The organism is Lysobacter niastensis, from assembly GCF_015453285.1.
Taxonomy (GTDB): domain Bacteria; phylum Pseudomonadota; class Gammaproteobacteria; order Xanthomonadales; family Xanthomonadaceae; genus Lysobacter_J; species Lysobacter_J niastensis.
Genome location: NZ_JADLZT010000003.1, coordinates 66,887 through 85,703 on the forward strand (window position 1 = coordinate 66,887; position 18,817 = coordinate 85,703).

The following is an 18,817-nucleotide window of genomic DNA, read 5'->3' on the forward strand; positions in this document are numbered from 1 at the left end:
CCTTTCTCTTGGCGGGGATGGCTGCTCAGCGCTTGGAGGGGCCGCAGCTGTTGCAGCCGCCACACGCGTCTTCGAACTCACGTCCGGGCGGCGCGATGCGGCGTCCCAGCTCGCGCAGCCAGCGCGGACGGCCATCGCGCACCATCGGCACCGCGATGGCGATGCGCAGGCGCCGCACCGTTCCCGGGAACTGGCGCCTGGCGACGAAGCCCGCGCTGACCAGCACCGCCAGCGCGATCACCACGTACTGCGCGAGCAGCCCAGCGTCCACGATCATCCCCCGCCCAGCGCCACGGCGACCTGGTAGGTCAGCAGCGAGGCCAGGTACGCGAGCCCGAACAGGTAGCCGGCGCTGATCGCGACCTGCTTCCACGAATGCGTCTCGCGCTTGATCGTCGCAAGCGTCGAGATGCACATCGGCGCGTAGATGTACCAGACCAGCAGCGACAACGCCGTCGCCAGCGACCAGCCGTGGCTGATGATCGGACTGAGCGCCTGCGCGGCCGCCTCGTCGCTCACGGCGGACAGTGCATACACCGTCGCCAGCGACGACACCGCGACTTCGCGCGCGGCCAGGCCCGGGATCAGGGCGATGCAGATCTGCCAGTTGAAGCCCAGCGGCGAGAAGACGGTCGTCATGGCATGGCCGAGGCGGCCGGCGAAGCTGTAATCGATCGCCGGTCCGGTCGCGCCCACCGGCGCCGCCGGGAACGAGAGCAGGAACCACAACAGGATGGTGAGCGCGAGGATGATGCCGCCGACGCGGCGCAGGAAGATCCACGCGCGCTCCCACAGGCCGATCGCCAGGTCGCGCGGGTGCGGCACGCGATAGGACGGCAGTTCGAGCAGCAGTGCGTGCTCGCTCTTGTCGCGGCGCCACTTCTTCATCACCCACGCGACCAGCAGCGCGCTGAGGATGCCGGCCGCGTACAGCGCGAACAGCACCAGGCCCTGCAGGTTGAGCAGTCCGCCGGCCACCGAGCGTTGCGGGATGAAGGCGCCGATCAGCAGCGCATACACCGGCAGGCGCGCCGAACAGGTCATCAGCGGCGCGACGATGATCGTCGCCAGCCGGTCGCGGGGATCCTGGATCGAGCGCGTCGCCATGATGCCGGGTACCGCGCAGGCGAAGCTCGACAGCAGCGGAATGAAGGAACGCCCAGACAATCCGGCCTGGAACATCAGCCGATCGAGCAGGAACGCCGCGCGTGGCAGGTAGCCGGATTCCTCGAGCGCCAGGATGAAGGCGAACAGGATCAGGATCTGCGGCAGGAACACGATCACGCTGCCGAGGCCGGCGATGATGCCGTCGACCAGCAGGCTCCGCAGCGGTCCTTCCGGCATCGTCGCGCCGACGAACCCGCCCAGCCACGACGTGCCGGCCTCGATCAGGTCCATCAGCGGCGTCGCCCAGGCATACACCGCCTGGAAGATCAGGAACATCACCACGGCCAGCGACAGCAGGCCGATCACCGGATGCAGCAGCCAGCGATCGAGCGCATCGTCCACTTCCGCGGTACGGCGCGGCATCGTCACCGCCAGCGACAGCAGGCGGCGGGTTTCGGAATGCAACGCCTCGGGATCATGGGCCTGCCCGGCCGGCAGGTGCGAAGTGGGCTCATGCAGTCGCTCGGCGACGCGGTCGAGCATAGCCACGAGTTCGCGGGCGCCGCCATTGCGGACCGCGATGGTGGGCACCACCGGGATACCAAGCTCGCGCTCGAGCGCCGCGAGGTCGACATCGATGCCGCGACGCTTGGCCGCATCCATCATGTTGACCGCCAGCACCATCGGCCGGCCGAGCTCGCGCACTTCCAGCGCGAAGCGTAGGTGCAGGCGCAGGTTGGTCGCATCGACGACGCACACCAGCACATCGGGTGCGGGCTCGCCGGGATAGAAGCCGCGGCAGAGGTCGCGCGTGACCGCCTCATCGAGGCTGGCCGCCTGCAGGCTGTAGGCGCCGGGCAGGTCGAGGACGGCGTAGCTGCGGCCGGAAGGCGCATGGAAGCGGCCTTCCTTGCGTTCGACCGTGACGCCCGCGTAGTTGGCGACCTTCTGGCGGCTGCCGGTGAGCTGGTTGAACAACGCGGTCTTGCCGCAGTTGGGATTGCCGACCAGGGCGATGCGGATGGTATCGGCCTGGCTCATGCGGCGCTCCCGGCCTGCAACTGCACCCGTACCCGCGCCGCCTCGCTGCGGCGCAGGGCGAAGCGCGTGAACCCGACCTGCACCAGCAGGGGCTCGGCCGCGACCGGACCCGCCGCCATCACTTCGACCCGCTCGCCTTGCACGAAGCCCAGCTCACGCAGGCGGCGCGCGATCGTGTCGTTCGGCGAATGGTCCTCGACGGTCTCGACCGTGGCGGCGATGCGACGGGGCAGTTCGGACAGCTTCAAGGCTCACCTCAGGCCAGCCCGAAGGAGGCTCCGGCTTCGGCCACAAATGGGAATTGTTCTCAATTGTAGCACCCCCACCCGACCGCACGAGCCTTGAAAGCCACCGGCTATCATTCGCCAGACTCCAACAAGCGCCGACCGTCCATGACCCACCCGCTGTTGTGCCTTCGCGACGGTCCCGTCGCCCGGTTGCGCATGAACCGCCCCGATCTGCACAACGCGTTCGACGCGATGCTGATCGCCGCCCTGACCGGTGCGCTGGAGGCCCTGGCGCGCGACGACGAAGTCCGCGTGGTGGTGCTGGAGGGCGACGGCCCTTCCTTCTCGGCCGGCGCCGATCTCAACTGGATGCGCGGCATGGCCGCTGCCGGCGAGAACGAGAACCGCGAGGACGCCCTCGCCCTCGCCCGCCTGATGCGCGCGCTCGACGAACTGCCCAAGCCGACCATCGCGCGCGTGCACGGCGCCGCGTTCGGCGGCGGCGTCGGCCTGGTCGCCTGCTGCGACATCGCCATTGCCGCCACCGAAGCGAAGTTCGGACTGACCGAAAGCAAGCTCGGCCTGCTGCCCGCGGTGATCTCTCCCTACGTGATCGAGGCGATCGGCCCGCGCCAGGCGCGGCGCTGGTTCGCCACGGCGGAGTTGTTCGATTCAGCGACGGCGCTGCAGATCGGCCTGCTGCATGCGGTGGTGCCGGCGGACGGACTCGATGCCGCGGTCGATCGCCAGGTCGGCCTGCTGCTGAAGGCCGGCCCGTTGGCCTCGGCACAGGCGAAGTCGCTGGTCCGGCGTGTGGCGTCGGAGACCGGCCGCGACCGCCTCGACGCCGACAACGCCACGTTGATCGCCAAGCTGCGCGTGTCACCGGAAGGACAGGAGGGCCTCGGCGCCTTCCTCGACAAGCGCACCCCGCGATGGGCTCTGAAGGAGTGAGACCGTGACGGCACGCCCGCCCCACCCGATCCTCAATCTGGACGCGGTCGAGTTCGTGGACTACGAGCGCGGCTCCCCCGGCGCCGATCCGGAGCGCTATGGCAGCCGGCGCGGCGCGGTAGGCCCGCGAATCGGCGCGACCCAGCTCGGCTACAACGTTACGGTGATCGCGCCCGGCAAGCGCGCATTCCCGGCGCACCACCATGCCGTCAACGAAGAGATGTTCTTCATCCTCGAAGGCCAGGGCGAAGTGCGCATCGGCGATGCCGTGCACCCGCTCCGCGCGGGCGATTTCATTGCCTGCCCCGCCGGGGCTTCGGACACTGCACACCAGATCCGCAACACCGGCACCGCCGACCTGAAGTACATCGCGGTCAGCACCATGCGTTATCCCGAAGTCGTGGGTTACCCCGACTCGGGCAAGTTCGGAGTGCGCGCCGATCTGCCCGGCCCGGCCGGCACGCGCGAAAACTTCGTCTACATTGGCCGAGCCGGCGAAAGCCACGATTACTGGGAAGGCGAATAGGCCTCCTGCCCTCCACGACGTCCGCTGATCGCCTTCAAGAACGAGAACGCATGTTCGACAAGATCCTCATTGCCAATCGCGGCGAAATCGCCTGCCGCGTGATCCGCACCTGCCGCCGCCTCGGCATCCGCACCGTCGCGGTGTATTCGCAGGCCGATGCGGGCGCGCAGCATGTTCGTCTTGCCGACGAAGCGTGGCCGATCGGCGGCCCGCGTCCGGTCGAAAGCTACCTGCGCGGCGACGCCATCATCGACGTCGCGCGACAGTCCGGCGCACAGGCGATCCATCCGGGCTACGGCTTCCTCAGCGAGAACGCCGATTTCGCCGACGCGGTCGAAGCCGCCGGCATCGTCTTCATCGGCCCGAAAGCGGCGTCGATGCGCAAGATGGGCAGCAAGGCCGGCGCCAAGGAGCTGATGCATGCGGCCGGCGTGCCGGTCGTGCCGGGCTACACCGGCGAGGACCAGAGCCCGCAGACCCTGCAGCGCGAAGCCGACGCGATCGGCTATCCGCTGATGATCAAGGCCGCGCACGGCGGCGGCGGCAAGGGCATGCGGATCGTGCGCGACTCGGCCGAGTTCATCGCGAACCTGGAAAGCTGCCAGCGCGAAGCCGCCGGCGCATTCGGCCGCGACCGCGTGCTGCTGGAGCGTTATGTCGAACGCCCGCGCCACATCGAGATCCAGGTGTTCGCCGATGACCACGGCCACGCCATCCACCTCAACGAGCGCGAGTGCTCCGCGCAGCGCCGCTACCAGAAGGTGCTGGAGGAATCGCCCTCGCCCTTCCTCACGCAGGAACTGCGCGAGGCAATGGGCGCCGCCGCGGTGCTGGCCGCGCGCGCGATCGACTACGTCAACGCCGGCACCGTGGAGTTCATCGTCGGGCAGGACGGTGGCTTCTACTTCATGGAGATCAACACGCGCCTGCAGGTCGAACACCCGGTCACCGAGATGGTCACCGGGCTGGACCTGGTCGAGTGGCAACTGCGTGTCGCCGCCGGCGAAGCGCTGCCGCTCGCGCAGGACGCCATTGCACAGAACGGCCATGCCATCGAGGTGCGCCTGTACGCCGAGGATCCGGAAGCCGGCTTCCTGCCGGGCTCGGGCCGGCTCGAGCGGCTGCGACTGCCGGCCACCGATGCGCACGTGCGCATCGACTCGGGCGTGATCGAAGGCGACACCGTGACGATCTTCTACGACCCGATGATCGCCAAGCTGATCGTCCACGACGCCGACCGTCCGCGCGCCCTAGCCCGCCTGCGCGCGGCGCTGGCAGAGAGCGACATCGTCGGGCCGAAGTCCAACATCGAGTTCCTCGAGCGCCTGGTCCGCCACCCCGCGGTCGTCGCCGGGACGATCGATACCGGCTATCTGGACCGCAGCCTCGATGAGTTCATGCCCGCCGCGGGCGAAGACCACGAGGATCTGCTGATCGCCGCGACGGTGGCCCAGTTGCTCGCCCAGGAGCGCGACACGCTGCAGCGCGCGACACGCTCGGCCGACCCCACTTCGCCGTGGGCCATCGCCGACGGCTGGCGGCTGGGACATGGCAGCCGCCGCAGCCTGGCCTTCCTGGGCCGCGAACAGCGCCTGGAAGTCCATGCCCAGGGCAGCGGCGGCGAATACCGCATCGAACATGCCGGCCGCACCCGCCGGGTCGAGGGGGCACGCCTGAACGGGGCGGGGGCGCGCCTTAACGGAGCGGAGCTCAGCCTGCGGGTTGACGGGAAATCCCTGCGTTTTGCGTTGCTGGGGGATGAGGGGACGATCGTGGTGCACGACGGCGAGCGGCGGCTGCGCCTGCAACCGGTGCCGATGTATCGTCACGAACAGAGCGCGGGCGCCGGTGCCGGGCACCAGGTGATCGCGCCGATGCCGGGGCGGGTCGTGGTGGTCCGCGCCAGCGCGGGGGATCCGGTCGAGGCCGGACAGGAGCTGATGGTGATCGAAGCGATGAAGATGGAGTTGAGCCTGAAGGCACCGCGCGCCGGCACCATTGCCGAGGTGCGCGCCGCCGGTGGCGACTTCGTCGAAGCCGACGCCGTGCTGGTGACGCTGGCGTCATGAAGAGTTCGGTGCGCATCGTCGAGGTCGGTCCCCGCGACGGATTGCAGAACGAAAAGGCCACCATCGCCACGGCGGACAAGATCGAGCTGATCGACCGCCTGTCGGCGACCGGCCTGCGCAGCATCGAGGCGACCAGCTTCGTCAGCCCGAAATGGGTGCCGCAATTGGCCGATGCATCGGAAGTGTTCTCCGGCATCGCCCGCCAGCCGGGCGTGCGTTATCCGGTACTGGTGCCGAACGAGCAGGGCTACGAGCGCGCCCGCGCCGTCGGCGTCGAGGAGATCGCGGTATTCACCGCCGCGTCGGAAGCCTTCAACCTCAAGAACATCAACGCCAGCATCGACGAATCGCTGCAGCGCTTCGCGCCGGTGATGGCACGCGCCGCCGCCGACGGTGTCGCGGTGCGCGGGTATGTCTCCACCGTGCTCGGCTGCCCCTACCAGGGCGACGTGCCGCTGTCCGACGTCGTCCGCGTCGCCAAGGCACTGCACGAGATGGGCTGCTACGAGGTTTCGCTGGGCGACACGATCGGCGTCGGCACGCCGGCCAAGGCGCGGGCGATGCTGCTCGCGGTCGCGCAGGAAGTTCCGATCAGCTCGCTTGCCGTGCACTTCCACGACACCTATGGCCAGGCGCTGGCCAACATCCTTGCCTGCCTTGAAGAAGGCGTGGCGGTGGTCGACTCAGCGGTCTCCGGCACCGGCGGCTGCCCGTACGCGAAGGGCGCCAGCGGCAACGTCGCCAGCGAAGACGTTGTGTACATGCTGCACGGGCTCGGCATCGAGACCGGTGTCGACCTGCCGAAACTGGCCGAGACCGGCCGCTGGCTCGCCGCCCTGCTGGGGCGCGAGACCGGCAGCAAGGCCGGCAAGGCACTAGCCGCTGCATCATGAGCAGCGCGCCGCAGGCACCGGCCGCCACCAGGTCCTCCGCACCGGAGGAAACGGCAGCCACGCTTGCGGCGCTCGAGCACTCCCTCCTCGACCCGGCCTTGCCGGAGTCCACGCGCGTTCTGCTGGAACGCGCGCGCGACGCACTGGTCGCATCCATCGATGAAGCGCGAACCGCCCGGCAGAACTACCGGGCGTTGTTCGACGCCGTGCCCGACCCGGTCAGCATCATCGCCTGGGACGGCACCGTCCTCGATCTCAACAAGGCCGGCATGGCCGCCTACAAGCGACCGCGCGCGGAGATCGTCGGCCAGCCGATCCACGTGCTCAATCCGGATCTTCCGCGCGACCACATGGGCCCCGTGCACGACGCGTTGACGCGGGGCGACACCTACGTGGTCGAAGTGACCAACATGCGCGCCGACGGCACGCGTTTTCCGGTCGAGGTGCATTCGGCCGCTTTCGACCACGAAGGCGAGCGCTGCATGGTCGCCGTCGCCCGCGACCTCAGCGGCCGCCACGATGCCGAACTGCGCTACCGCGAGCTGATGGAAACCATCGACCGCGGCATCCTGGTGCGCAACGCCGACCAGCGCATCGTCTACGCCAATCCGGCGGCGATACGTCTGTTCGAAGTCGAGGAAGGCCTGAGCCTGGACGAAGAGCTGCGCCCCGAACGCTGGAAAGTGTTCGACGAGCACGGCCGCGAACTGACCGAGCCACAGCTGCCCTCGATGCGAGCGCTGCAGACGGGCGAGTTCTCCGCGAGCGCGGTGCTGGGCTTCTACAATTGCCGCCTGCGGCGTCTGCGCTGGATGTCGGTCACCACCGTGCCGCAGTTCGCCGCCGGCAGCCACCGCCCCCATCAGGTGCTGTCGCTGTTTTCTGACGTCACCGAGCTGAAGCGCGACAGCGCCCTGTTCGATCGCGCGCAGGCGCTGGCGCACATCGGTGGCTGGGAATGGGATACCGGCCGCAACCATTTGCACCTGACCGCCGAGGCACGCCACATCCTGGGCGCGCACCCAGCGCCGGAAACGGTCGATGACATGCTCGCATGCCTGCGCGATCCCGACCGTCACAGGCTTCGCTCCGCGCTCGACCACGCGGTGTCGTCCGGCCGCAGCTTCGACCTGGAACTGCAGGGCCAGCAGATGGAGGGCCCGTCTTTCTGGGTGCGCTTCATCGGCGAAGCCGAACCCGGCAATCCGATCGGCTCGCGCATCACCGGCACGCTGCAGGACATCACCGAACGGCGCCGTTCCGAGGAGAGCCTGCGCATGCAGGCGCGCAGCGACGCGCTCACCGGGCTGCTCAACCGGGATGCGGTGCTGCACGAACTCGAAACACGCCTCGACGACCCACGTCGCTCGACGCTGGCCGTGCTCTACATCGACCTGGACCGCTTCAAGGTGGTCAACGACGTGCTCGGCCACGCCGCCGGCGACCGCCTGCTCGCGTCGGCGGCACGGCGCATCCAGCGTGCCGTCGGCCATGAAGGGCTGATCGCCCGCTTCGGTGGCGACGAGTTCCTGGTGGTGTGCGACTGCGGCGACGAGCCGCAACGGCCGGAGCGCCTGGCCGATGCGATCCTGGAGATCTTCGCCGACAGTTTCCGCATGGACGGCGAGGAGTTCAGCATCACCGCCAGCATCGGTATCGCCCAGTCGCCGATCGACGGCCTGCGTTCGCAGCAGCTGATCCAGAGCGCCGACGTCGCCATGTACGACAGCAAGCGTCGCGGCCGCAACGGCTGGCAATCGTTCACCCCAGAACTCGCCGAGCAGCAGTTGCACCGGCTTCAGCTGGAAACGCACCTGCGCCGCGCGGTCGGCAACGAGGAGTTCCACCTGGTGTACCAGCCGCAGGTGCGGCTCACCGACGGCGCGGTGGTATCGGCCGAGGCGCTGATCCGGTGGCGTAACCAGTCGCTGGGCGAAATGCGCCCTGCCCGCTTCATCGACCATGCCGAGACCACCGGGGACATCGTCGGCATCGGCGGCTGGGTGCTGCGCGAGGCCTGCCAGCAGATGCGGCGCTGGCGCAACGACGGGCTCGGCATCGAACGTATCGCGGTCAACGTGTCGTACCGGCAGTTCCTCGGCGAGGACCTGGCCAGCAGCGTCGCCGCGGCGCTTGCCGAATCCGGCATTCCCGGCAGCGCGCTGGAACTGGAGTTCACCGAGCGCGTGCTGATCGAGGACGTGCCCGACACGCTGCGCACGTTCGAGATCCTGCGCGACCTCGGCGTGGTGCTGACCATCGATGACTTCGGCGAGGGCTACAGCGCCCTGAACTATCTGCGGCGCCTGCCGATCCACGGGCTCAAGCTGAGCCAGCTGTTCGTGCAGGGCGTGCCGCACAACCAGTCCGACGTCGCCGTGTGCCAGGCGGTGACCGGCATCGCGCGCAGCCTCGGACTCGGCCTCGTCGCCGAGGGCGTGGAGACCGAACTGCAGCGCCGCTTCCTGCTCGATCTCGGCGTCGAAACGGGCCAGGGCTTCCTGTTCTCCGCGGGCCTGGTACCCGACGCCTTCCGTCAGTACTGCCTGGCGCGCGGCGCAGCAATGGACATGACCGCGACGCTCTGAGCCCCGCTATCATCGATCGCCGCCCCAAATGACAGGCCACGATGAGCGACCAGACCCGCTACCTGATCCGTCCGATCGAACCGCGCGACGACGCCGCCATGGCCGCGATCATCCGCAAGGTGATGCCGGAGTTCGGCGCGGTCGGCGAAGGCTTCGCGATCAACGATCCGGAAGTCGACTGGATGCACCGCGCCTATTCGGCGCCGCGCAGTGCGTATTTCGTCGTCGAAAGCGAGGGCGTGGTCGTCGGTGGCGGCGGTGTCGCGCCGCTGACCGGCGGCGACGGCGCGACCTGCGAGTTGCGCAAGATGTACTTCCTGCCCGAGGCCCGCGGTCTCGGTGCCGGCGCCGCGATGATGGCGCGCTGCCTGGACGCGGCACGCGGGTTCGGCTTCCGCCGCTGCTACCTGGAAACGCTGTGCGGCATGGACGCTGCGAAGAAGCTCTACCTGCGCACAGGTTTCACGCCCCTCGATGCGCCTCTGGGCGACACCGGCCATGGCGGTTGCAACGCGTTCTACTCCCTCGACCTGTAGGCCCCTCCCTCCGTGCGAGGTGTGACGATGAAGTCCTGCCTGCGTGTTCTCGCTTGCATGCTGCTGGCTGCAAGCACCGCATCAACGGCCGCCGATGCACAGAAGCGTCCGCCGTCCGCGCCTGTCCTGCTGGTGCCGGAACGGGTCTGGACAGGCGACACCGACGCCGCGCATACCGGCTGGGCGGTGCTGGTGCGCGACGGCGTCATCGCGGCCGCCGGCCCCATTGGCCAGGTGCCTGCGCCCGCCGACGCACGACGCATCGACCTGCCCGGCGCCACGCTGGTGCCGGGCCTGATCGACCTGCATTCGCACCTGTTCCTGCATCCGTATAACGAAACGCTCTGGAACGACCAGGTCCTGAAGGAGCCGGTCGACTACCGCACGCTGATGGCGGCGAAGCATGCGCGCGACACGCTGCGCGCGGGCTTCACCACGCTGCGCGACCTCGGCACCGAAGGCGCCGGCTATGCCGACGTGGCGGTCAAACGCGCGATCGAGGACGGGCTGATCGAAGGCCCGCGCCTGTTCGTTTCCACGCTCGCGATCGTCGCCACGGCCAGCTACGGGCCGGGTCCGCGCGGCTTCCGCCCGGACCTGCATTTGCCGAGCGGCGCGCAGGAGGTCAGCGGCACCGGCGAGGTGATCCGCGCCGTGCGCGAGCAGGCCGGACACGGTGCCGACTGGATCAAGGTCTACGCCGATTACCGCATTGGCACCGATGGGAGCGCGCAGCCGACCTTCACCGCCGACGAACTGCGCGCCCTGGTCGAGGCGGCGCACGCCAGCGGACGCCCGGTGGCGGCGCATGCCTCCAGCGATGCCGGGATGCGCATGGCGATCGAGGCTGGCGTCGACAGTATCGAACACGGAACGGCGGGCACCGCCGCCACCTTCAAGCGGATGCGCGAGCGCGGCGTCGTCTACCTGCCGACCCTGACCGCGGTCGAATCCTACGGCCAGTATTTCGAGAAGTACGTGCCCGGGCAGTCGCCGCCGACTCCCGAGATGCGCGACGCCGAGCGCGCCTTCAAGGCGGCCCTGGCGGCCGGCACGACCATCGGCTGCGGCAGCGACGTGGGCGTGTTCCCGCATGGCGACAATTACCGCGAGCCGGTCTGGATGGTGCGGCTGGGCATGTCCGCGCCCCAGGCCCTGCGCGCCTGCACGTCGCTCGCCGCGCGCATCCTCCGCCAGGAAGCCCGCATCGGCCGGATCGCGCCGGGCCTGCGCGCCGACCTGGCCGCGTTCGAGGGGGATCCCAGCATGCGGATCGAGGATCTTCAGCACCCCGTCCTGGCGATGAAGGACGGCACCGTCTACCGCGAACCCGGCGAGGCCGCCCCGGAGCGCCCGGTCCGGTAAAATCGCGGTTTTCCCCGATCCGGATATCCCGATGCAACTCGACCACGTCCGCGCCGTCGTCACCGGCGGCGTTTCCGGCCTTGGCTTCGCCGTCGCCCAGCACCTGGTCGCCCAGGGTGGCAAGGTCGCCCTGTTCGATGTCAACGACGACAAGGGCGCCGCTGCCGTCGCCGAACTCGGCCAGGCCAATGCCCGCTACTTCAAGACCGACGTCACCAGCGAAGCCGGCGTCGCCGCCAACCTCGCCGCGGCGAAGGAATTCCTCGGCGGCCTGAACACGGTCGTCAACTGCGCGGGCATCCTCGGCGCCGGCCGCGTGCTGGGCAAGGAAGGCTCGATGCCGCTGTCGCAGTTCCAGACCACGGTGATGGTCAACCTGATCGGCAGCTTCAATGTCTCCAAGGCCGCCGCCGAACTGATGCAGCACAACGAGGCCGGCGTCGACGGCGAACGCGGCGTCATCGTCAACACTGCATCGGTCGCCGCCTACGAGGGACAGATCGGCCAGGCCGCCTACTCGGCCAGCAAGGGCGGCGTGGTCGGCATGACCCTGCCGATGGCGCGCGAACTGGCGCGCTTCGGCATCCGCGTGATGACCGTCGCACCGGGCATCTTCTGGACGCCGATGGTCGACGGCATGCCCGAGTCGGTGCAGCAGTCGCTCGCCGCGTCGATCCCGTTCCCGTCGCGCCTGGGCAAGCCGGAGGAGTTCGCCGACCTGGTCGCCTATATCCTGCGCAACACCTACCTCAACGGCGAGACCATCCGCCTGGATGGCGCGACGCGACTGGCGCCGAAGTAAGCGCCTGCCCGTTTTCCTGTCGTCCGGCCTGCCGGACGATGCCCAAAGAACACACCATGAGTTGCAGAGCATGAAAGCGTACGACGTCAAGAAAGGTAACGTGGTCGAGCACAACAACACCGTCTATCAGGTGCGCGACATCGAGCGCAGCTCGCCGCAGGGCCGCGGCGGCAACGTCAAGTTCCGTTTCACGATGTACTCGGTCCCGGGTGGTGCCAAGTTCGACCTCAGCCTGGGCGCGGAAGACGAACTCAAGGAAGTCGAGCTGAGCCGCCGCCAGGCGACGTTCTCCTACAAGGACGGCGATGCGTTCGTGTTCCTCGACGACGAGGACTACACGCCGTACACGCTCGATGCCGATGTCGTCGGCGACAGCGCGGGCTACATCGTGCCGGACCTCAGCGGCTGCTACGTGCAGATCATCGACGACGCGCCGGTGGCACTGCAGTTGCCGCAGAGCGTGGCGATCGAAGTCATCGAGACCCCGCCGGAACTGAAGGGCGGCACCGCGACCAAGCGCCCGAAGCCGGCCAAGCTGTCGACCGGCATCGAGATCATGGTGCCGGAGTACATCGGCAATGGTGAGCGCGTGCTGGTCAACACCACCACCGGCGAGTTCGCCGGCCGCGCGGACTGACCGGACCACGTCCGTGCACGCGCCTGCGTGCACGGACGATTCCCTTCAAGACCATGCTCGTCCGTCGCGCCACTGCCGCCGACGCTGCCACGCTGACCGCATTGACGCAGGCCAGCGGTGCCTACGAGGGTGAGTACCGTTCCATCCTCGATGGCCTGTCGATCACGCCGGAGCAGATCGACCGCGAACTGTTCTTCCTGGTCGAGGACGACCACGGCGGCACGGTCGGCTATTACGGCCTGATCGTCGGTTCCGCCGCAGTGGACCTGTCGGGTACACGCGAAGCGGAACTCGACCTGATGTTCGTCGCCGACCACGCACAGGGCGGCGGCCTGGGCGGATTGTTGTTCCGGCACATGGCGCAGCAGGCACGCGAACACGGCATCGCGCGCGTGCGCATCGTCTCGCATCCACCTGCCGAATCGTTCTACCTGCGCATGGGCGCCACGCGCATCGGCACGCAGCCCCCGCATGGGCGCGCCACCTGGGAGCGTCCGGTGCTGGAACTTCGCATCTGACTTCGCTTCTCCCGCGAGCGGGAGAAGGTGCCCGAAGGGCGGATCACCCGTTTCGCAGCAGCCACTTGTGCGCCATGCGGCGCATCGATTCGTCCGAGGCCGGATCGTCGGCGATGGCATCGATGTCGCGCCAGGCCAGGTCGTGCGATTCTTCGCTGACCACGTAGTCCTCCTCCCCTCCGGCGCGAATGACGAAACGTGCGTCGTAATGCCAGTGGCCCGGCACGTCGCCACGCTCCGGGATCCAGTGGCGGTCCAGATCGAACAGCTCCGGCTCCACGATCAGCTCAGTGAGCCCCGACTCTTCTTCGGCTTCGCGCAGCGCGACGCGTGCCAGGTCGCGATCGCCATCGGCGTGCCCACCCAACTGCAGCCAGCGGTCGAGCTTGCGGTGGTGGGTCAGCAGCACGCGCGTGCCGCTGCGATCGACCAGCCACGACGAAGCGGTGAAATGGCCGGCGAGGCGTGCGCGTTCGAACGGGTCCTGCGCATCGTCCAGCAGTTCCAGGAACTGCGCAGCGGCTTCTGCTTCCTCCGGCCAGCGTCCGGCGTACCCGGCAAATGCGGTGCGCAATGCGGACAGATCGTTCGCTAATGAATGGGGCATGGGCGTCCTGCAGGCGCGAGGGGGCGCCAATTATGGCGATAGCGCGACCGTGCCGGTGTTACTTGTGCCTGTGCGGCGCCGCGGGGTAATGTGCCCCGCCGGGCCACGCGCCACATTCGTGGGGGCCTATGCAGCCCGCCCGTATAAAAAATCACAGGGGAGAACGCAATGCTTTTCTGGCGCGTCAAGCCGCTCGACAAGATTCTAGAAACTGCTGAGAAGAAATCGCTGAAGCGCCAGCTCGGCGCCTTCCAGCTGACGATGCTGGGCATCGGCGCCGTGATCGGCACCGGCATCTTCGTGCTCACGGCCGAAGCCGGTCAGAAAGCCGGCCCGGGCATGATGATCGCCTTCGTCATCGCCGCGACCGTCTGCGCCCTGGCCGCGCTGGCCTACTCCGAACTGGCATCGATGGTGCCGGTCTCCGGTTCCGCCTACACCTATACCTACGGCGTGTTCGGCGAAGTCATCGCCTGGGTCGTGGGCTGGGCATTGGCGCTGGAATACGGCGTCGGCGCGTCCGTGGTATCGGTCGGCTGGTCCGGTTACATGAACGGCCTACTGGCGCACAGCGATCTGTTTGGCCTGGTGGCACCGGGCGCGCTGGCCCTGCCCGAAGCCCTGCGCGCGGGTCCGTTCGCGGGCGGCAGCTTCAATCTGCTGGCGTTCCTGATCTCCTTCGCCGTGACGGTGCTGCTGCTCATCGGCACGTCCAAGAGTGCGAAGGTCAACGCGATCCTGGTCGCCATCAAGATCGCCGCCCTGACCCTGTTCATCGCCCTCGCTCTGCCTGTGGTGAAGAGCTCCAACTTCGAGCCGTTCCTGCCTGGCGGTTGGGGTAGCCCGCTCGGCGGCGTCGGCGTGCTGGGTGCCGCGGCTTCGATCTTCTTCGCGTACGTGGGCTTCGACGCCGTGTCGACCGCCGCCGAGGAGACCAAGAATCCGAACCGCAACATCCCGATCGGCCTGATCGCCTCGTTGGCCATCTGCACCATCTTCTATCTGCTGGTCGGCTACTCCGCCGCCGGTTCGGTGGGTGCGCAGCCGATCCTGGGCGCCAACGGCCTGCCGCTGGATCCGGGCAGCGACGCGATGGCTGCGGCCTGTGCCGGCTCCGAAGCTCTGGTCTGCAGTCGCGAACCGCTGGCCCACGTGCTGCGTCTGATCGGCTTCCCGACGTGGGGCAACTGGATCGGCATCGCCGCGATCCTGGCGCTGCCTTCGGTCATCCTGATGATGATGTTCGGCCAGACCCGCATCTTCTTCACGATGTCTCGCGACGGCCTGCTGCCCGAGGCCCTGTCGCGCGTCCATCCGCGTTTCCACACGCCGCACGTCATCACCATCATCACCGGTGTCGTTGTCGCGGTGTGCTCGGCCCTGTTCCCGGTCGGCAAGCTGGCCGACACCTCGAACTCCGGCACGTTGCTGGCCTTCGCGATGGTGGCGATCGGCGTGATGATCCTGCGCAAACAGCAGCCTGAGCGCCATCGTCCGTTCCGCACCCCGCTGGTGTGGCTGGTGTGCCCGCTGGCGGTGGCAGGCTGCCTGCTGCTGTTCGTCAACCTGACCATGACCGCCAAGGTCGTGTTCGTGGTCTGGGCGGTGATCGGCCTGATCGTGTACCGCATGTACGGCTACCGCCGCAGCCAGCTGGCACCGGGTCACAAGGATCTGCCGGCCGCTCCGCATCTGGAGCCGCACCCGACCTTCCACGAAGGTCCGGATCCGGGCCCGTAAGCGCCCCGTGTGTCACACACGAAGGCCGGCGGACTCCGCCGGCCTTTGTTTCATCCATATCTCGCACTCATCCCGGCCACGCGCCGTATCCGGAAGTCGATAGATGTTCAGACAGCTCTGGGCCACCAAGCACCCACACGCCAGCCATGCCGACGCCGAAGGGCTGAGCCTGCATCGCACCCTCGGCCCCTGGGGCCTGACCGCGCTCGGCATCGGCGCGGTGATCGGCGGCGGCATCTTCGTCATCACCGGCCAGGCCGCGGCCGACCACGCCGGCCCGGCGATCATGTTGTCGTTCGTGCTGGCCGCGCTGTGCTGCACGTTCTGCGCGCTGGCCTATGCCGAGTTCGCGGCGATGGTGCCGGTCTCGGGCAGCGCCTACACCTACACCTACGCGACGCTCGGCGAACTGGCGGCGTGGTTCATCGGCTGGATGCTGGTGCTCGAATACGGCGTATCGGCCTCGGCGGTGGCGGTCAGCTGGACCGGCTACTTCCTGAGCCTGCTCGACCATTTCGGCATACACCTGCCGCAGGCACTGGTCAGCGCACCGCTCGACGCCCAGCTCAAGCCCACTGGCGCCATCGCCAACCTGCCGGCCGCCGGCATCGTGCTGCTGCTGACCTGGCTGTGCTACGTCGGCATCCGCAAGTCGTCGGGCCTGAACTCGGCGATGGTGGTGCTGAAGACCGGCCTGATCCTGCTGGTGATCTTCGCCGGCTGGAAGTACATCGACACCGCCAACTGGGAACCCTTCATCCCGGCCAATGAGGGGCCTGGCAAGTACGGCTTCGAAGGCGTGCTGCGCGGCGCCGCGCTGGTGTTCTTCGCCTACATCGGCTTCGAAGCGGTGTCGGTGGCGGCGCAGGAATCGCACAAGCCGCAGCGCGACCTGCCGATCGGCATGCTGCTGTCGCTGGCGATCTGCACGGTGCTGTACATCGCCATGGCCGCGGTGATGACCGGCCTGGTCCCGTACACGCAACTGGGCACCGACGAGCCCGTGGTCACTGCGGTGGCCGCGCATCCGCAGCTGGGCTGGCTGCGCGTGGTGGTCGAGATCGGCGCGCTGATCGGTCTGTCGTCGGTGGTGCTGGTGATGATCATCGGCCAGCCGCGCATCTTCATGATCATGGCGCGCGACGGCCTGCTGCCGCCGGTGTTCACCAAGATCCACCCGGAATACCGCACGCCGCACATCAACACGGTGATCACCGGCATCGGCATCGCGATACTGGCGGCGCTGTTCCCGCTGGACGTGCTGGGCGAGCTGACCTCGATGGGCACGCTGATCGCATTTGCCGCGGTTTGCGGCGGCGTACTGATCCTGCGCCGCACGCAGCCCGACCTGCCGCGCCCGTTCCGCATTCCGTTCGCCTGGGGCGTGTGCACGGCCGGCATCCTCAGCTGCCTGGCGCTGCTGTCGACGATGACCGCGCACAACTGGTTCCTGATGATCGTCTGGACGGCCGTCGGTTTCCTGATCTATTTCCTGTACGGCTACCGCCACAGCCGCATGCGGCGCTGATCGCAGGCGGACTCAAACGGCGCGGGCAACCGCGCCGTTTTCGTTTGTGGACTCGCAGGTCGCCCCAGCCGAACTGATCCGGTCTCCACGCCCGCCCGGACAGAATGCGGGCTCCCACCACCCGAGGAGTCCGTCATGCCGGGCATTCGCAATCCGTTGCCGGTCGCGGGTATCGCGGCCTGCGTGATCGCATTGGCGCAGCTGCTCGCCCCGGCGCGGGCGTGCACGCGGCTGGTTTACCTGGGCGCCGATGGCGACGTGATCACCGCGCGCAGCATGGACTGGAAGGTCGACGTAGCCACGAACCTGTGGATCTTCCCGCGTGGCATGCAGCGCAGCGGCGAGGCCGGCCCGAACAGTCTGCGCTGGACCTCGCGCTACGGCAGCGTCATCGCCTCCGGTTACGACGTCTCCACCACCGACGGCCTGAACGAAGCGGGCCTGTCGGCCAACCTGCTGTGGCTGGTGGAGTCGCAATATCCCGCCTTCGACAAGACCCGGCCTGGCCTGTCCATCGCGGCGTGGGCGCAGTACGTGCTCGACAACTTCGCCACGGTGCGCGAGGCCGTCGACGCGCTGCGCAAGGAACCGTTCTCGATCGTCACCGACAACGTCCCGGGCGAGAAGCGGCTGGCGACGCTGCACCTGTCGCTCTCCGACGCGAGCGGCGACAGCGCGATCATCGAATACATCGGCGGCAAGCAGGTGATCCACCACGACCGCAAGTACCAGGTGATGACCAACTCGCCCGTGTTCGACGAGCAGCTCGCGCTCAATACGTACTGGAAACAGATCGGCGGCACCGTGATGCTGCCCGGCACCAACCGCTCAGCCGACCGCTTCGCGCGTGCGTCCTTCTACGTCAACGCGATTCCGAAGAGCGAAGACCCGGTGATCGCGCTGGCCAGCGTCTTCAGCGTGATCCGCAACGTCTCGGTGCCCTACGGCATCAGCACGGAGAACGAGCCCAACCTGTCATCGACCCGCTGGCGCACCGTGGCGGACCACAAGCGCAAACTGTATTTCTTCGAGTCGGCGCTGACGCCCAACACGTTCTGGGTAGACCTGAACGACGTCGACTTCTCGCGCGAGACCGGCCGGGTGAAGAAGCTCGACCTGGGCCCGGACCAGCGCAATGTATTCGCAGGCAACGCCTTCGCCCGGTTCCAGGATGCCGAACCGTTCCACTTCCTGGGAATCTGAAGACGCCTCGTTTCGCGGCGAGCGGATCAGACCTTCTTGGCCCAACCGCTGCACCAGCCCTTGGCGGCCACCGAGTTCTGCGGGAACAACTGACAGGGTCCGTACGCCTGGCCGGCCACGCCCTTGTAGAGATTGCAGTTGGCGCAGTGGCTACCCGGTTTGAACGAGGGATGCTTCACTGACGCGGCATTCTCGGTATAGGCCAGCGCCTTGGCGGTCGGGTTGTCCAGCGGCAGCTTGGGCAGCGCCGCGGCCGGCTTGGCCGCCTGCCCGGCCGCCGTATTCACAGCCATGGCCGCCACCGAAACGGCAATGGCCTGAACCAGGAACCGCCTGCGCGAGGGATCTTGGACGTTCATGGGACACCTCCGCGCCCGAGTATGCGCCCACGCCGGACCGGCGTTGCTCCATTCGTCCAGAAAGGGCTGTAAATCGAACCCGAACACGGCCTTCCCCGGCATTTAGTTAAACTTCCC

Annotated in this window: 18 protein-coding genes; 13 read left to right on the forward strand and 5 right to left on the reverse strand. The window is 68.1% G+C overall.

The window, feature by feature from the left end; genetic code table 11:
- Positions 1 to 25: 25 nt before the first annotated feature.
- From IU514_RS05365 to IU514_RS05375, 3 genes are read right to left on the reverse strand one after another with little or no spacing between them, the layout of a single operon-like run.
- Entirely contained in the window at positions 26 to 277 is a 252-nt protein-coding gene (locus tag IU514_RS05365) for a DUF6587 family protein (RefSeq protein ID WP_194930076.1), read from the reverse strand.
- The gene (gene feoB / locus IU514_RS05370) at positions 274 to 2,148 is read right to left on the reverse strand and encodes a ferrous iron transport protein B (RefSeq protein ID WP_194930077.1); all 1,875 of its coding nucleotides are present in this window, start codon (positions 2,146 to 2,148) and stop codon (positions 274 to 276) included. The genes IU514_RS05365 and feoB overlap by 4 nt, the downstream gene beginning before the upstream one ends.
- Complete coding sequence (locus tag IU514_RS05375) at positions 2,145 to 2,396, reverse strand: FeoA family protein (RefSeq protein ID WP_194930078.1); 252 nt, start codon at positions 2,394 to 2,396, stop codon at positions 2,145 to 2,147. The genes feoB and IU514_RS05375 overlap by 4 nt, the downstream gene beginning before the upstream one ends.
- Before the next feature lie 144 nt (positions 2,397 to 2,540).
- Between IU514_RS05375 and IU514_RS05380 the strand changes: the two genes are divergently transcribed.
- From IU514_RS05380 to IU514_RS05425, 10 genes are all read left to right on the forward strand, one after another.
- Entirely contained in the window at positions 2,541 to 3,329 is a 789-nt protein-coding gene (locus IU514_RS05380) for an enoyl-CoA hydratase/isomerase family protein (RefSeq protein WP_194930079.1), read from the forward strand.
- 4 nt (positions 3,330 to 3,333) lie between these two features.
- A complete protein-coding gene (locus tag IU514_RS05385) occupies positions 3,334 to 3,855 on the forward strand; it encodes a cupin domain-containing protein (protein ID WP_324187787.1) in 522 nt (173 codons plus the stop codon).
- Positions 3,856 to 3,905: 50 nt separating this feature from the next.
- A complete protein-coding gene (locus IU514_RS05390) occupies positions 3,906 to 5,924 on the forward strand; it encodes an acetyl/propionyl/methylcrotonyl-CoA carboxylase subunit alpha (protein ID WP_194930080.1) in 2,019 nt (672 codons plus the stop codon).
- Positions 5,921 to 6,817: a hydroxymethylglutaryl-CoA lyase gene (locus IU514_RS05395; RefSeq protein ID WP_194930081.1), complete on the forward strand. Its 897-nt coding sequence runs from the start codon at positions 5,921 to 5,923 to the stop codon at positions 6,815 to 6,817. Before IU514_RS05390 ends, IU514_RS05395 begins: the two co-directional genes overlap by 4 nt.
- Positions 6,814 to 9,405, forward strand: coding sequence for a sensor domain-containing protein (locus IU514_RS05400; RefSeq protein WP_194930082.1), 2,592 nt, complete (start codon positions 6,814 to 6,816; stop codon positions 9,403 to 9,405). The genes IU514_RS05395 and IU514_RS05400 overlap by 4 nt, the downstream gene beginning before the upstream one ends.
- Before the next feature lie 41 nt (positions 9,406 to 9,446).
- Positions 9,447 to 9,941, forward strand: a complete 495-nt coding sequence (locus IU514_RS05405) for a GNAT family N-acetyltransferase (RefSeq protein ID WP_194930083.1) — start codon at positions 9,447 to 9,449, stop codon at positions 9,939 to 9,941.
- Between the two features lie 27 nt (positions 9,942 to 9,968).
- Positions 9,969 to 11,306, forward strand: coding sequence for a metal-dependent hydrolase family protein (locus IU514_RS05410; protein ID WP_194930084.1), 1,338 nt, complete (start codon positions 9,969 to 9,971; stop codon positions 11,304 to 11,306).
- A gap of 31 nt (positions 11,307 to 11,337) precedes the next feature.
- Positions 11,338 to 12,108 carry an SDR family NAD(P)-dependent oxidoreductase gene (locus IU514_RS05415; RefSeq protein WP_194930085.1) on the forward strand — a complete coding sequence of 257 codons (771 nt, stop codon included), beginning with the start codon at positions 11,338 to 11,340 and terminating at the stop codon, positions 12,106 to 12,108.
- Positions 12,109 to 12,178: 70 nt separating this feature from the next.
- Positions 12,179 to 12,745 carry an elongation factor P-like protein YeiP gene (gene yeiP, locus IU514_RS05420; RefSeq protein ID WP_194930086.1) on the forward strand — a complete coding sequence of 189 codons (567 nt, stop codon included), beginning with the start codon at positions 12,179 to 12,181 and terminating at the stop codon, positions 12,743 to 12,745.
- 53 nt (positions 12,746 to 12,798) lie between these two features.
- Positions 12,799 to 13,263 (forward strand): GNAT family N-acetyltransferase, encoded by a 465-nt coding sequence (locus IU514_RS05425; protein ID WP_194930087.1) that lies wholly within the window; start codon positions 12,799 to 12,801, stop codon positions 13,261 to 13,263.
- Between the two features lie 43 nt (positions 13,264 to 13,306).
- Here IU514_RS05425 and IU514_RS05430 read toward each other — a convergent pair whose 3' ends face one another.
- Positions 13,307 to 13,870, reverse strand: a complete 564-nt coding sequence (locus IU514_RS05430; protein ID WP_194930088.1) for an NUDIX hydrolase — start codon at positions 13,868 to 13,870, stop codon at positions 13,307 to 13,309.
- Positions 13,871 to 14,038: 168 nt separating this feature from the next.
- Here IU514_RS05430 and IU514_RS05435 point away from each other — a divergent pair, with 168 nt between their 5' ends.
- The 3 genes from IU514_RS05435 to IU514_RS05445 all read left to right on the forward strand — a co-directional run bounded on the left by IU514_RS05435 (position 14,039) and on the right by IU514_RS05445 (position 18,341).
- Positions 14,039 to 15,610 carry an amino acid permease gene (locus IU514_RS05435; RefSeq protein ID WP_194930089.1) on the forward strand — a complete coding sequence of 524 codons (1,572 nt, stop codon included), beginning with the start codon at positions 14,039 to 14,041 and terminating at the stop codon, positions 15,608 to 15,610.
- Between the two features lie 103 nt (positions 15,611 to 15,713).
- On the forward strand, positions 15,714 to 17,138 hold the full coding sequence (locus IU514_RS05440; RefSeq protein ID WP_194930090.1) for an amino acid permease: 1,425 nt from the start codon (positions 15,714 to 15,716) through the stop codon (positions 17,136 to 17,138).
- Positions 17,139 to 17,273: 135 nt separating this feature from the next.
- Positions 17,274 to 18,341, forward strand: a complete 1,068-nt coding sequence (locus IU514_RS05445; protein WP_194930091.1) for a linear amide C-N hydrolase — start codon at positions 17,274 to 17,276, stop codon at positions 18,339 to 18,341.
- A gap of 26 nt (positions 18,342 to 18,367) precedes the next feature.
- Here IU514_RS05445 and IU514_RS05450 read toward each other — a convergent pair whose 3' ends face one another.
- Positions 18,368 to 18,700: a high-potential iron-sulfur protein gene (locus IU514_RS05450; protein ID WP_194930092.1), complete on the reverse strand. Its 333-nt coding sequence runs from the start codon at positions 18,698 to 18,700 to the stop codon at positions 18,368 to 18,370.
- Positions 18,701 to 18,817 lie beyond the last annotated feature (117 nt).

Excerpts from the sequence above, each read along its gene's own strand:
- IU514_RS05365 (WP_194930076.1), bottom strand. The coding sequence starts at position 277 with ATGATCGTGGACGCTGGGCTGCTCGCGCAGTACGTGGTGATCGCGCTG.
- feoB (WP_194930077.1), bottom strand. The coding sequence starts at position 2,148 with ATGAGCCAGGCCGATACCATCCGCATCGCCCTGGTCGGCAATCCCAAC.
- IU514_RS05380 (WP_194930079.1), top strand. The coding sequence starts at position 2,541 with ATGACCCACCCGCTGTTGTGCCTTCGCGACGGTCCCGTCGCCCGGTTG.
- IU514_RS05390 (WP_194930080.1), top strand. The coding sequence starts at position 3,906 with ATGTTCGACAAGATCCTCATTGCCAATCGCGGCGAAATCGCCTGCCGC.
- IU514_RS05395 (WP_194930081.1), top strand. The coding sequence starts at position 5,921 with ATGAAGAGTTCGGTGCGCATCGTCGAGGTCGGTCCCCGCGACGGATTG.
- IU514_RS05400 (WP_194930082.1), top strand. The coding sequence starts at position 6,814 with ATGAGCAGCGCGCCGCAGGCACCGGCCGCCACCAGGTCCTCCGCACCG.
- IU514_RS05405 (WP_194930083.1), top strand. The coding sequence starts at position 9,447 with ATGAGCGACCAGACCCGCTACCTGATCCGTCCGATCGAACCGCGCGAC.
- IU514_RS05410 (WP_194930084.1), top strand. The coding sequence starts at position 9,969 with ATGAAGTCCTGCCTGCGTGTTCTCGCTTGCATGCTGCTGGCTGCAAGC.
- IU514_RS05415 (WP_194930085.1), top strand. The coding sequence starts at position 11,338 with ATGCAACTCGACCACGTCCGCGCCGTCGTCACCGGCGGCGTTTCCGGC.
- yeiP (WP_194930086.1), top strand. The coding sequence starts at position 12,179 with ATGAAAGCGTACGACGTCAAGAAAGGTAACGTGGTCGAGCACAACAAC.
- IU514_RS05425 (WP_194930087.1), top strand. The coding sequence starts at position 12,799 with ATGCTCGTCCGTCGCGCCACTGCCGCCGACGCTGCCACGCTGACCGCA.
- IU514_RS05430 (WP_194930088.1), bottom strand. The coding sequence starts at position 13,870 with ATGCCCCATTCATTAGCGAACGATCTGTCCGCATTGCGCACCGCATTT.
- IU514_RS05435 (WP_194930089.1), top strand. The coding sequence starts at position 14,039 with ATGCTTTTCTGGCGCGTCAAGCCGCTCGACAAGATTCTAGAAACTGCT.
- IU514_RS05440 (WP_194930090.1), top strand. The coding sequence starts at position 15,714 with ATGTTCAGACAGCTCTGGGCCACCAAGCACCCACACGCCAGCCATGCC.
- IU514_RS05445 (WP_194930091.1), top strand. The coding sequence starts at position 17,274 with ATGCCGGGCATTCGCAATCCGTTGCCGGTCGCGGGTATCGCGGCCTGC.
- IU514_RS05450 (WP_194930092.1), bottom strand. The coding sequence starts at position 18,700 with ATGAACGTCCAAGATCCCTCGCGCAGGCGGTTCCTGGTTCAGGCCATT.